Annotated in this window: 11 protein-coding genes; all 11 read right to left on the bottom strand. The window is 67.7% G+C overall.

Translation table 11 applies throughout. The features are described from left to right. Positions 1-3: 3 nt before the first annotated feature. Entirely contained in the window at positions 4-1,131 is a 1,128-nt protein-coding gene (locus tag ASE72_RS15815; RefSeq protein WP_056023461.1) for a glycosyltransferase, read from the bottom strand. After that, positions 1,128-3,137 (bottom strand): HAD family hydrolase, encoded by a 2,010-nt coding sequence (locus ASE72_RS15820; protein ID WP_056023464.1) that lies wholly within the window; start codon positions 3,135-3,137, stop codon positions 1,128-1,130. Before ASE72_RS15820 ends, ASE72_RS15815 begins: the two co-directional genes overlap by 4 nt. A 150-nt stretch (positions 3,138-3,287) precedes the next feature. After that, positions 3,288-4,406 carry a metallophosphoesterase gene (locus ASE72_RS15825; RefSeq protein WP_056023467.1) on the bottom strand — a complete coding sequence of 373 codons (1,119 nt, stop codon included), beginning with the start codon at positions 4,404-4,406 and terminating at the stop codon, positions 3,288-3,290. A 174-nt stretch (positions 4,407-4,580) separates the two neighbouring features. Further along, a complete protein-coding gene (locus ASE72_RS15830) occupies positions 4,581-6,257 on the bottom strand; it encodes a GMC oxidoreductase (protein WP_056023470.1) in 1,677 nt (558 codons plus the stop codon). A 29-nt stretch (positions 6,258-6,286) separates the two neighbouring features. Next, positions 6,287-7,132: a sugar phosphate isomerase/epimerase family protein gene (locus ASE72_RS15835; protein ID WP_056023474.1), complete on the bottom strand. Its 846-nt coding sequence runs from the start codon at positions 7,130-7,132 to the stop codon at positions 6,287-6,289. Next, positions 7,129-7,710, bottom strand: a complete 582-nt coding sequence (locus tag ASE72_RS15840) for a gluconate 2-dehydrogenase subunit 3 family protein (RefSeq protein ID WP_056023477.1) — start codon at positions 7,708-7,710, stop codon at positions 7,129-7,131. The genes ASE72_RS15835 and ASE72_RS15840 overlap by 4 nt, the downstream gene beginning before the upstream one ends. After that, positions 7,707-8,639, bottom strand: a complete 933-nt coding sequence (locus tag ASE72_RS15845; RefSeq protein WP_235532394.1) for a hydroxypyruvate isomerase family protein — start codon at positions 8,637-8,639, stop codon at positions 7,707-7,709. Before ASE72_RS15845 ends, ASE72_RS15840 begins: the two co-directional genes overlap by 4 nt. A 43-nt stretch (positions 8,640-8,682) precedes the next feature. Beyond that, positions 8,683-9,066 carry a c-type cytochrome gene (locus ASE72_RS15850; RefSeq protein ID WP_056023483.1) on the bottom strand — a complete coding sequence of 128 codons (384 nt, stop codon included), beginning with the start codon at positions 9,064-9,066 and terminating at the stop codon, positions 8,683-8,685. 75 nt (positions 9,067-9,141) lie between these two features. Further along, on the bottom strand, positions 9,142-10,278 hold the full coding sequence (locus ASE72_RS15855; protein WP_056023486.1) for a Gfo/Idh/MocA family protein: 1,137 nt from the start codon (positions 10,276-10,278) through the stop codon (positions 9,142-9,144). Beyond that, positions 10,275-11,345 (bottom strand): sugar phosphate isomerase/epimerase family protein, encoded by a 1,071-nt coding sequence (locus ASE72_RS15860; RefSeq protein WP_056023489.1) that lies wholly within the window; start codon positions 11,343-11,345, stop codon positions 10,275-10,277. The genes ASE72_RS15855 and ASE72_RS15860 overlap by 4 nt, the downstream gene beginning before the upstream one ends. Further along, a complete protein-coding gene (locus ASE72_RS15865) occupies positions 11,342-12,604 on the bottom strand; it encodes an MFS transporter (RefSeq protein WP_082446158.1) in 1,263 nt (420 codons plus the stop codon). The genes ASE72_RS15860 and ASE72_RS15865 overlap by 4 nt, the downstream gene beginning before the upstream one ends. Positions 12,605-12,626: the final 22 nt, after the last annotated feature.

A 12,626-nucleotide genomic window follows, 5' to 3' on the forward strand; every position in this document is an offset into this window, starting at 1 on the left:
CGATCAGGCAGCGTTTCGCGCGGGCTGGTCGGGCGGGGTCCACAGCCGGTCGGCGAGCGTCTCTAGCCAGCGTGCGGCGTCGGCGGCGGGGGCGGCGGCGATCAGGCGACGCTGGCGGTCGGGGGCGTGCGTCGCCAGCGCCTCGGCGATCGCGTCACCCCAGGCATCGGCCGAAGACGGCAGATGCGGGCGGACGCAGGCGACGCCCGCCGCGGCGATCGCATCGGCCTTCCGGTGCTGCTCGTCGAAATACCGCCATTCGGGGATCGCCAGCCACGGGCGCGCGGCGGCGAGGATCTGCTGGCAGGTCGTATTGCCCGTCGACGCGATGACAAGGTCGGCCGCGGCGACGTAATCCGCCGGATTGTCGACCCAGCCGCGATGCTCGATATTGTGCGGCTCGGTCGCATGCCAGTCGCGTACAACGGGGCCGATCGTGATCCAGCGGCTCGCCGGTCGGCTGCGCGCGCCGATCCCGAGCGGTGCCTGACCGAAGCCGCCGCCGCCGCCGCCCGACAGCACGAGAACAAGTTCGACATTGGCTTCGACGCCGATCCGCGCGCGCGCCTCTGCGCGGTCGGGCACATGCGTGTCGACGCCGAGGCCGCCGGCGAAGCAGGTCCGCGCGCGCATGCCGGTGTCCCAGTCGGGCTGCGCGAGATCGGCGTGGAACGCCGCGAGCAGCCCCGCGGCACCGTCATAGGCGGCGCGGTGGCCCGCGTCGCCACGGTCGCCATGCTGCAGGATCTTGACGTGCGGGACGCTGCAGATCCGCGACAGCTGCGCGATCTCCGCGGAGACGTCGCAGATCATCAGCGCGGGATCGGCGCTGGCGAACCAGCCGCTGATCGTCGCCATCGCCTGACGGATGCCCGGCCAGCCGAGCGGCGCGCAGTGAAGCGTCGCGGGCGTCGGCACCCAGTCCATCGTCGTCGCCTCGTCGCCGGTCGCCTCGAACAGCGACGGGATGCGAACGATCCTCGCCTGTGCGGGCAAGGGCGGAAATATGTCGTCGCGGGCGCAGAAGATCGTCAGCGGACGCTCGGCGGGCAATGCATGCGCGATCGCCGCGCATCGCTCCGCATGCCCGCGCCCCTGGTGATGGACGAAATAGCCGAACGGACGAGTCATGCCGCCTGCCGCGACGGGGCCGATGCCAGCCCGAGCGTTTCGAGCCCCTCGACCACGCCCGCCGCATGCCGGCGCGTGACGCGGTGAAGGCCCGTGCGGTCGGGCAGGTCGTCAAGCTCTGCATCCGCATTCGCGACGACGATCGCAAAGCCGCATTGCTCGAGCATGTCCCGGTCGTTGCCGCTGTCGCCCGCGGCGATACAGTCGGCGACCGTCAGACCAAGTCCGGCGGCATAGGCCTGGATCGCCGCCGCTTTTCCGCCGCGCGGCGCGAGGACGTCGATCAGCCGGCCGTGCGAGAAGATCACGCGCGCCTCGAGTTTCGCACGGGCAAGCGTCCGCCGGATCGTCTCGGCATCGCGTGCGCTGCCGAAGAAGCTGAGCTTGTGCGGCCCGTCCGTCTCGACCGGCTGCGGCTCGATCGGCAATCCGGCGAGCGCAGACGCGACGGCATCGCGGTTCCAGTCGCGATCGAGCAACCCGGCGTACGCGGCGCAGTTTGCCCAGCCGCCATCCGCGCCGCGCCGCATGATCCGCGTGCCGACATCGACGATGAAGGCGTCGGGTTCGGGCAGACCCCAGCTCTTGAGGATCGCGCGCGCTTCGGCAAAGGCGCGGCCGGTCGCAACGACGAACGGCATCCCCGCATCACGGTGCCACGCGGCAAATGCGTCCGCGCCGTCGCTCGATCCCGTCAGCGTGTGATCGATGTCGCAGGCGAGCAGCGCGGGACGGCGACAGATCGAGCGGTAGACCGCGACCGAGTCCGCGGCATAGCGCGCCCAATCGTACAACGCATGGCGCGCCAGCGCGGCACCTCGAAGTCGGGCGTGACAGGCGGGATCACCGATGATCCGCAGACACGCGGCGGCGACATCGGTCTCGTCGCGCGGGTCGACGAGGATGCCGTGGCCGATCCGCGGCACGATTTCGGCGGGACCGCCGTTGCGCGTGGCAACGACGGGCACGCCTGCCCCCGCGGCCTCGATAAGCGTCAGCCCGAAGGGTTCGTGCAGCGCCGGGTTGACGAAGACGCCACCCGCCGCGGCGCGCTCGTACAGCGCAGTCACGTCGCCGGCGAGATGACGCGGCGGAAGCGCGACGCGACCACGGAGCAGCGGCTGTGCCGCCAGCGTGTGCAACTCGGCGAGGATCGCGCGCTCCTCGGGCGACGATTGCCCGCCATGCTGGCCCGCAAGGATGACGAGATTAGCCTGCTCGTGCAACCGGGTGTCGGCGGCGTAGGCGCGCATCAACGCGGCGAGGTTCTTCTTGGCCACCGGTCGCGCGATCGCGAGCACGATCGGGCGTTCGGGATGGTCGAGCCACTGGCCGAGACCGTCGACGAGCCCGGTTGCGGGCGCGGTCGTCGATCGCTGCGGGATGCCGGGCGGAAGGCAGTGGATCCGGCCGTCGACGGGAACGCCGTACGCGCGGACCTGCCGATCGGCCTCGTCGTGCGTCGACACGATCAGTGCGTCGACCGCGGCGATCGCAGCGCGTTCGGCGGCGATCCGCGCCTCGATCCCGTCCGCGGCGAGCCCCTGCGCGCGCTTGTCGATCGCGAGCGCGTGTGGCGTGTAGGCGACGGGGATACCGAAACGGCGACGCACCTCGAGCGCGACCGCGGCGGCATCGGCGAAATGCGCGTGGATCAGCGTCGGCCGGACTGCGAGCCCGGCCACGTGACGGCAGAACGCCTCGGTAAAGGCAGGAAGATCCGCGGCGAGCGCCTCCTTCTCGAGATACCGGTCATCCCCGGTCTCGATCCGGTCGATGGTGAGCGTATCGCTGAGCCGCTCGGTCGGCATCCGGTGCTCGGCGGGCAAGTGGGAATCGCGGAACAGCCGCGTGACGATCGACACCGCAGTGACGCCCGGGTTGGTCGATTGTCGGGTCGCGGCGTCGAGCACATACGCCAGATGGCCGCCGGAATCAGCCGTTATGCCAAAGTCGATCGGTGGCGCCTTGAGACAGCCCCCAAGGGCCAGATGGAGAATGAACAAGCTGACCCCGTTTCGTTAGATACGCGAAACGACACGCCATCCGATTGTATCCCGCACCAAAAACTATCCGATTGAGCGATGTTAATAGGGCGGGCTTTTGGCCGCGGTGCACCGCCCCGGGGCGTCATTCGCGGCGTCTCTCGACGCCGGTCAGCCCGGGCTGTGCCCCGGCCTGCGCAGCGTGATCCGCGTCATTTCCGACGGCGTGCCGAGCCGCAGCGCGAATCCCGGCCAGAGCCCGGTGCCGTTGCTGACATAGAGCGTCATGTCGCCGACCCGGTAGCGCCCCGAGACATAGCCGTTGTTCGCCCGCGCGACGATACGGTCGAGCCCGCGGATCATCCCGCCATGCGTATGCCCGGAGAGTTGCAGGGCAACACCGCGCTCGGCACCGTACCGGGCGTTGCGCGGCTGGTGATCGAGCAGGATCACGGGAACGCCCGCGGGGACGCCGCGCATCGCGGTCGCGAGGTCCGGCCCCGCCTGCCCCGCGCCCGGCGCCGAGAGGTCGGTCACGCCGACGATCGCGAGCCGCTCCCCCTGCCGCTCAAGCACCATATTGGCGTTGGGCAGCATCCGGATGCCGAGCCCCGAAAGATGCCGCATCCACGCGGCGTAATCGAAGAAATATTCGTGGTTGCCGGGAATCGCATAGACGCCGTCGGGCGCGCGCAGCCTGGCGAGCGGCGCGACGTCGCGCTCCCGCATCGCCACCGACCCATCGATGAAGTCGCCCGTGACGACGATCAGGTCGACACCCGACGCGTTGGCGCGGTCGACGACCGCGCTGGCCCAGCGCGCGGGAAACAGCCGGCTGATATGAAGGTCCGTCAGTTGCAGCAAGCGATAGCCGTCATAGCGCGGCGGGAGGTCGCGGGCGACGACGTCGATATCCTTGACCGGCGGAACGCGGACCGCGTTGGCGACGCCGAGCCCCGCGAGCGCCACCGCCAGGACCGCAATCGCATAGCGCCACGCGTCGGGCACCGCGACGGGCGCCCGCTGGACCGCCATCGCCACCAGCATGCCGATGTCGAGCAGGATCTGCAGCACCGCGAGCAGGATGATCGCCCCGAACTCGACGTTGAACGCGATGACGAGCGCACGCGGGAATTCGGGTGCGAACACCGACCCCGACGATAGCCGGCTCCAGAGATGATATTGCGAGGCCGCCAGCAGGAGGAGCGCAACGAGCAGCGTGATCCCGAGCGGCAGCGACAGCGGCCACAGCCAGCGTGCGATCACCACGAGGCAGGGCAGCGTGAACATGAGGTGAAAGATCGTCGGTCTCCGGTTCGCGCACTGACACGCGGCGCGCGATTACCATGTCTGACCGGAAAACACAGCGCGAGCGCGTGCGGGCGCCACCACTTGCACGCGGGTCCGAAGTTTCAGGGTGCGTGATGGCGGCGACCAGACCCGCCATCACGCTGTAGCCCCGCGTCAGGCGGTGCGCGTCTGCTTCACCGCATGATCGACCGCACGTGCGGTCAGCGCCATGAAGGTCAGCGACGGATTGACGCACGAGATCGAGGCCATCTGCGCACCGTCGGTGACGTAGAGGTTCGATGCCTCATGCGCCTGGCTGAAGCCGTTCAAGACCGACTTGCGCGGATCGACACCCATCCGTGCCCCGCCCATCTCATGGATCGCGTCGCCGGGCACATGCTCCTTTTCCTCGCTGACGACGTTGGTCAGGCCCGCGCCCTTGAGCATCGCTTCGCCTTGGACACGCGCATCCGCCATCATCCGCAGTTCGTTGTCGCGGAAGCGCACATCGAAGCGGAGGAGCGGCACGCCAAACCGGTCGACCTTGCTCGCGTGGAGCGAGACGCGGTTATCTTCATAAGGTAGGCATTCGCCGAAAGCGCCCATGCTGAACTTCCAGCCGTCATATTTGCGCATGCCCTGCTTCATCGATGCGCCGAACCCGACCGGGGCCGCTGGGTCGCGCCGTGCGCCACCCTGATAGCCATAGCCGCGCTTGAACCCTGCCCCGTCGTCGCGGTCGATGTTGCGGAAGCGGGGGATATAGACCCCGCCCGGACGGCGGCCATATTCGATGAACTCCTCCATCCCGGGAATATCGCCCGAGATGTTGACGCGGAAGATATGGTCCATGACGTAGCGGCCAAGCGTGCCGCTGGTATCGAAGTAGCTGCGGCCCGTGCCCGGTGCGCGCGAGTTCATCATGATCTGCGTCGACGCCATTGCCGAGGCGCAGAGGAAGACGAGCCCGGCGTTGACGACCTCGGCCTTGCCGGTCTTCGCGTCGATGAAGCGGACACCGGTGACCTTCTTGCGGGTGGCGTCATATTCGAGATTGGTGACGACCGCGTCGGAGCGCAGCGTGAGGCGGCCCGTCGCACGTGCGGCGGGCAGCGTCACCGCCTGCGTCGAGAAATACGCGCCGAACGAACAGCCATTACCGCACTGGTTGCGGAACTGGCATTTGGTGCGGTTCTGGTCGGGCTTGTCCTCGGTCATGTTCGACAGCCGCGTGTTGATCAGCTTGCGGCCCGGGAACGTCGACTCGAGCCGCGGCTTGATCCACTTCTCGGCGACGTTCATCGGGATCGGCGGCTGGAACTCGCTGTCGGGCAGATAGGCGAGATTCTCGCGCGAGCCCGAGACGCCGATATATTTCTCGACATAGCTGTACCAGGGCGCGACGTCGTCATAGCGGATCGGCCAGTCGCCATCGATCCCGTCGCGCTTGTTCGCCTCGAAATCGGCCGCGCTCCAGCGGAAGCACCAGCGACCCCAGATCAGCGACTTCCCGCCGACCGCGCCCGGACGGATCCAGTAGAATTTGCTGCCCTCGTCATGCGCATAGGGGTTCAGCCGGTCGTCGTTGTAGAACAACTGGTTGCTGGGTGCGACATAGCCGTGCTGGGCGATGAAATAGTCGCTGTCGCGGATTGCCGGTGGCATGCGGTTGCGCGCCGGCACCTCGTAGGCGGGCTTGCCGTCATAGGGATAGCCCTCGCCATGTTCGACCATGACGCCGCGGTCCAGCATCAGGACCCGCATGCCCTTTTCAGTCAGTTCCTTTGCAGCGAACCCGCCGCTGACGCCCGATCCGATGACGATCGCGTCGAACCTGTCGGTCGAAGCCATGTTCTTTCCTCTCCAGGATTATGTTTTTGTCAGTACCGAAGCGCGCGGAGCGTCTGGAAGCTGGTCGTGATGTCGGGAAGATAGGGCGCGGGCGCCTCGTCATTCTCGACGTAGAAGTGGCGGACGCCCGCGCTGCCGCGCAGCTTGAACAGCGAGGCGAAATCGATCGTCCCCTGGCCAACCGCGGTCATGCTGCGATCCTTCCGCATGTCCTTGACATGATAGGAATAGAGCCGCGCCGAGAGCCGGTTGATCAGCGCACTCAGATCCTCGCCGGCATGCGCCGCCCAATAGAGGTCGAGTTCGCATTTCATCACCGAGGGCGGGATCGCGCGCAGCATCCGGTCATAGAGGCTGACACCGCCGGGGCGGACGGTGAATTCGAAATCATGGTTGTGATAGGCGAAGCCCATCTTGTTCTGCTTCAGCTTCGCACCGATCGCGGCGATATTGGGGAGCGCCGCGGACCAGCCGGCCTCGGTACGGTGTTCGTCGGTCATATACGGCAGGACGACGGTGGTCGCGCCGAGCGTCTTGGCCATCGCAATGCTCTTGTCGAAATCCTTGAGCAGCAGGTCGTAGCCGATATGCGCCGACGGTGCCTTGAGCTGGAGCCGGTCCATCGTCCGGCGGAGCTTGCCATGGTCCATCTTCTCATAGCCGCCGCCGCCGAACTCGATCTCGCGGTAGCCGATCTTGGCGATCTGCTCGAGGGTCCCCTCAGGGTCGCTCGCGAAGATCTCGCGCACGGTATAGAGCTGGATACCGATCGCGCCGAGTTGCGCGGCGGCGGCGGGGGCGGCGTGGAGATCGAGGCAGGCGACCGCGGCCGCGCTCCCCGTCCCGACGAGCAGATTGCGACGGGTGATGATCATGCGGCGTACACCTTGTTGACCTGAGAATAGGGGAAGGCGCCGTTATATTCGCCCGGCACCGGGAGATATTCGCGCTCCTGCGTCATGCCGATCTCGGACGTGTAATAGCCGGTGACGACCAGCTGTCGGAACGCCTCGAAGAACGTCTTTCCGCCCGTCGTCGCGGTCGGAAGTGCGCCGTTCATCGCGAGTGTCAGCAACGCATCCTGCTGTGCCGGCGTCGCCTTGGCGGCGGATACCTTGTAATCCTGGCGGCTGCGCGCCTCGATCGCGTCGAGACCGGCGACGATCGGCACGCGGTCGCCGGGCAACCCCCAGTCGGCGAGCAGTTTCTCGATATAGGTAGGTACGCCTGCGGCGATCGCGCCCGGCGTGTCGGTGGTCGGGACGACGCGGTCGCTGAGCGCGGTCATCACCGCGCGCTGGACGGGCGTGAATACCTGGACGCTTGGCGGACCCTCGCTGATGACGGGTACGCCGGGGGGCATCGCCACCCCCGCCGCACGCGCGATCGGCGCGAACAGCTGCGCGCCGAACATTCCCACGATCCCCGCCATTGCGGTTCTCCGATCGATCATTTTGCCTCTCCCTCGATAGCCGTGTCGATCGTGCGATAGGCGGCGACCAACCGGTCCTCCCCTGCCCGCCCGGCGACAGAATTGCCGTGTTCCATGCCGATCACCCCGCCATAGCGCTTGGCACGCAGCCAGCGGACGATCGTTGCATAGTTGATCTCGCCGGTGCCGGGCTCGTTGCGTCCCGGATTGTCGCCGAACTGGATATAGCCGACCTCGTCCCAGCAGGTGCCGAGCGTCGGGATCAGGTTCCCTGACTGGATCTGCTCGTGATAAAGGTCCGCGAGCACCTTGACGTAGGGCGAATTGACGCCGCGCGCGACCGCATAGCCCTGCGATATGGTCTGCATGAAGACGCCGGGGTGATTGGTCCGCGTGTTGAGCGGCTCCATGACCAGCGTCAGCTTGTGCGGCGCGACGATGTCGGCGGCGCGGCGCATGACGTCGATCACGCGCGCGGTCTGGATGTCGTTCGGCAGCCTCGAATCGAGGAACCCGGTGACGACCGTCGCGTGCGTCGCGTTCAGCCGCTTGGCGACATCGATCGAGGCGCGCAGGTCGGCAAGGAACCCCTCGCGCTCGGCATCGTCCTTGCCGCCCAGCACCGGCCGCGACTGCGACCATTTGGGCATGCTCGCCACGAACACGCCCATCGCCATGCCGCGCTTCGACAGCGCGCTGGCCATCGCGACCTGCTGCGCGACGGGACGCGCCGCCGCCTCGTTATCCTCCCACGCGCGGAACCCCTGGTCCGCGGCATAGGCGATCTGTTCGAGCAGCCCGCCGCGGCTGGCGAAGCTGCCCTCGTGCGGCGCAAAGCCGAGCGAAAAGCGCGCGGCGTTCGAGACGCCTCCGCCGATCGCGCCCCCCGCCAGCGTCGCGGCACCGCCCGCGAGCATCGTGCCGCCCGCAATCACGGTCCGGCGCGACATGCTCACGCTGCCCGGCCTCGCGCTGGATCCGGTGCCGGACGGGTCATCGACCGCCCGCCCCCTTGAGATAGGCGATGATCGCCGCGCGCTTGCCGGCATCGGGCGTGCTGATCGGCATCCGTGTGCCGGGCACCTTCTTGGCAGGCGCGGCGAGATAGGAATCGAGCGTCGCCGCATCCCAGGTCAGCTTCGACGCCTTGAGCGCGGGCGAATAGGCGAACCCCGGCGTCGAGGCGGCAGCGCGGCCGACGACGCCGTGGAGGTTCGGGCCGATGCCGTTGCGCCCGCCCTTGTCGACGGTATGGCACGCGCGGCAGGCGGCAAAGGCGGGTGGGGACGCGGGTGCGGTCTGCGCGACCAGCGGGGTTAGCGCGGCACCCAGCGCCGCGACGGTTGTTCCGATACCCAAGACCAAGGACAGCTTCATTCCAGACCTCCTGATACCCGCGGCTTGGTCATGCCCCGGTGCGGGACAGACGATCCGGCGGGCGATATTACACAATCAAACGGTGTCGATCGGGCTCCACTTGACGTCGGAGCCGGCATTGGCGACGACGGCTTCGACGAACCGCATCGTCCGCAGCCCGTCGTCGACACCCGGAAACCAGACCTGGGAGCCACGGATCGTTGCAGCGAACGCGCGATAAATCGTTGCGAAAGCCTCGATATACCCCTCGGGATGACCCCCGGGTGTACGGAACATCGACGCGGTGGCGGGCTGCAACCCCGGCCCTCCTGCGCGCAGGACTTCGATCGGGCGATCGAGCCAGCGCATCGTCAGCGTGTTCGGCTCCATCTGCGCCCATTCGAGCCCGCCGCGTTCGCCGTGGATCCGGAGCCTGAGCCCATTCTCCTCGCCCGCTGCGACCTGTGTGACCTTGAGCGTGCCGCGTGCCCCGCCGTCGAACCGCAGCAACGCACTGACGTCGTCGTCGAGGCGGCGCCCGGGGACGTGCGTCGTAAGCTCGGCACAGACCGCGTCGGTGCGCAGGCCCGAGACATGCTCGGCAAGCTGGAACGCGTGCGTGCCGATATCGCCGAGACATCCGCCGATCCCGGCGCGCGCCGGATCGGTGCGCCACTCGGCCTGCTTGTTGCCGTCGGTATCGACCGGCTGGCTGAGCCAGCCCTGGAGATATTCGACCTGGACCAGCCGGACCTTACCGAGGTCGCCGTTCGCGACGCGCGCGCGCGCCTCCTCGATCAGCGGATAACCGCAATAGGTGAAGGCGAGCGCGAACTCGCGACCGCTCGCCTCGACCGCGGCGGCGATCGCCTCGGCCTCCGCGACGCTCATCGCCATGGGTTTTTCGCACAGGACGTGAAAGCCCGCCTCGAGCGCGGCGATCGCCATCGGTGCGTGGAGAAAATTGGGCGTGACGATCGCGACGGCGTCGATCCGCTCGCCCTCGGGGAGCGCCCGCTCGCCCGCGATCAGCGCGTCGATCGAGGCATAGACGCGCGCCGGGTCGAGCCCGAGGGCATCGCCCGACCGCGTATTGCGGCCCGAGTCGGTGCTGAACGCACCGGCTGCAAGCTGCCAGTCGCCGTCGATCGCCGCCGCCATGCGGTGGACGGCGCCGATGAACGCACCCTCGCCGCCGCCGACCATGCCGAGCTTGAGCCGGACGCCGCTCATGCCGTGTCGTCCCGGCGATCGAGCCCCAACAGCGACCGGATCGCGTGCTTGTCGACGTTGCTCGCCGCGAAGTCGTCGAATGCGCGTTCGGTGCGGCGGATCATGTGGTCGCGGATGAACGGTGCGCCCTCGCGCGCGCCGTCTTCGCTGCGCTTTATCGCGCATTCCCATTCAAGAACCGCCCAGCCGGCATAGTCATATTGCGCCAGCTTGCTGAAGATCGCGCCGAAGTCGACCTGCCCGTCGCCAAGCGACCGGAACCGGCCCGCACGGTCGACCCACGGCTCATACCCGCCATAGACACCCGATCGGCCGGTCGGGTTGAACTCGGCATCCTTGACGTGGAAGCACGCGATGCGGTCGTGATAGCGATCGATGAAGTCGAGATAATCGAGCTGCTGCAGGACGAAGTGCGACGGATCGAACAGCATCCGAGCACGCGGGTGATGGTTCACCGCATCGAGGAACCGCTCCCAGCTGGCGCCGTCATGGATGTCCTCACCGGGATGGATCTCGAACGCGCAGTCGACGCCGGCGGCATCGAACGCGTCGAGGATCGGGGTCCAGCGGCGCGCGAGTTCGGCAAACGCCTCCTCGATCAATCCGGCCGGACGCTGGGGCCAGGGATAGACATAGGGCCAGGCGAGCGCGCCCGAGAAGGTGGCGTGCGCTGTGAGCCCGAGATTGGCGCTGGCGCGCGCGGCGAGCATCAGCTGCTCGACCGCCCAGCGCTGACGCTCGGCGGGCTTGCCGCGGACATGCTCGGGGGCGAACCCGTCGAACAGCGTGTCGTACGCAGGATGTACCGCGACCAGCTGACCCTGGAGATGCGTCGACAATTCGGTCGGCTCGACGCCGTGTTCGGCAAGCCGGCCACGCAGATCGTCGCAATAGGCCTTGCTCTCGGCCGCCTGCGCAAGGTCGATCAGCCGTGGATCGCACGGGATCTGCACGCCGGTATAGCCGAGCTCCCCCGCCCAGCGGGCAAGACCGTCGAGCGTGTCGTACGGCGCGGTGTCGCCGAGGAACTGCGCGAGGAAGATCGCCGGGCCCTTCATTCCCGTCATGCCATCGCTCCCTTGCGGCTGGTGTCACGGAACGTCAGCTGGAACAGCAGTGCGATCAGCGCGGCGGCGATCGCCGGATACCACCACATCTGGTGCCAGTCGGCGACGGTCGGTGCGGCGGGCAGCTGCGCGTACAGGAGCGCACCGATCTGCGACCCGAGCAGCATGCCGACCCCATAGGTGAACAGTGTCAGCATACCCTGCGCCTGCGCGTTGACGCCCTTCGGCGTGGCGATCGTGCCGGTGTAGATCGCGCCGGCCACGAAGAAGAAGTCGTAGCACACGCCGTGAAGCGCGACGCCCAGATACACCGCCCAGAGCATGTCGCCGCCGTCGCCGATCGCGAACAGCGCATAGCGGGCGGCCCAGGCGATCATTCCGACGAGCAGCAGCGGCTTGACCCCGAAGCGGCGGTACAGCCACGGCATCGCGAACATGAAGGCGAGCTCGGACATCTGCCCGATCGCCAGCGTGCCGCCGACATTCTCGATCCCCGTCGCGCCGACATAGGGCGAGGCATAGGCATAATACATCGCCAGCGGGATCGAGATGAGCGTCGCGCAGGTGATGAAGACGAGGAACGACCGCTGGCGCATCAGCCCGAACGCGTCGACGCAGAGGATCTGCTTGACCAGCCCCTGCTCGGGCGGCGTGTCGGCAGCCACGTTGGGGAGCGTGAAGCTGTAAAGGCCGAGCGCGATCGAGACGACGGCGGCGACACGGAAGATCTCAGGGCTGGCGGACAGGCCGGCCCAGCCGATGATCAGCCCTGCGGTGATCCAGCCGAGCGTCCCGAATGCGCGAACGAAGGGGAACCGGTCGACGCGGTCGCCGAAGCTCTTGAGCGCGATCGTGTTGGCGAGGCCGACGGTTGGCATGTACAGGATCATGTAGCCGAGCAGCAGCCAGACGAACGTGCTGCCGGTCTCGGGCGTCACGAGCGATGGCAGGAAGAACAGGATCACACCGCCCACGAGGTGGAGGATCACCATCAGCATCCGCGGGCTGAGATAGCGCGCTGCGGCCATGCCGAGCAGGAACGACCCGACGATCGAGGCGATCGGCCCGACCGAGAAGGCGTTGCCGATCATCGCGCCGAGCCCGCGCGTCTGCATCGCGAGCCCGAGCGTGACGTTCCACGCGCCCCAGACGAAGAACTGCATGAACATCAGCACGCTCATCCGTGCCGTCAATATCGACGACGGCTTGTCCGACACCGGTGGTGTCGAGGCTGGAATATCCGCGCTTGCCAGTGCCATGCACACCTCTCTGGTTCGATAC

The organism is Sphingomonas sp. Leaf20 (assembly GCF_001421535.1).
GTDB lineage: Bacteria > Pseudomonadota > Alphaproteobacteria > Sphingomonadales > Sphingomonadaceae > Sphingomonas.

Bases quoted from the DNA above. Each gene is read 5' to 3' on its own strand.
- ASE72_RS15815 (WP_056023461.1), bottom strand. From the start codon at position 1,131: ATGACTCGTCCGTTCGGCTATTTCGTCCATCACCAGGGGCGCGGGCAT.
- ASE72_RS15825 (WP_056023467.1), bottom strand. From the start codon at position 4,406: ATGTTCACGCTGCCCTGCCTCGTGGTGATCGCACGCTGGCTGTGGCCG.
- ASE72_RS15830 (WP_056023470.1), bottom strand. From the start codon at position 6,257: ATGGCTTCGACCGACAGGTTCGACGCGATCGTCATCGGATCGGGCGTC.
- ASE72_RS15835 (WP_056023474.1), bottom strand. From the start codon at position 7,132: ATGATCATCACCCGTCGCAATCTGCTCGTCGGGACGGGGAGCGCGGCC.
- ASE72_RS15840 (WP_056023477.1), bottom strand. From the start codon at position 7,710: ATGATCGATCGGAGAACCGCAATGGCGGGGATCGTGGGAATGTTCGGC.
- ASE72_RS15845 (WP_235532394.1), bottom strand. From the start codon at position 8,639: ATGTCGCGCCGGACCGTGATTGCGGGCGGCACGATGCTCGCGGGCGGT.
- ASE72_RS15850 (WP_056023483.1), bottom strand. From the start codon at position 9,066: ATGAAGCTGTCCTTGGTCTTGGGTATCGGAACAACCGTCGCGGCGCTG.
- ASE72_RS15855 (WP_056023486.1), bottom strand. From the start codon at position 10,278: ATGAGCGGCGTCCGGCTCAAGCTCGGCATGGTCGGCGGCGGCGAGGGT.
- ASE72_RS15860 (WP_056023489.1), bottom strand. From the start codon at position 11,345: ATGACGGGAATGAAGGGCCCGGCGATCTTCCTCGCGCAGTTCCTCGGC.
- ASE72_RS15865 (WP_082446158.1), bottom strand. From the start codon at position 12,604: ATGGCACTGGCAAGCGCGGATATTCCAGCCTCGACACCACCGGTGTCG.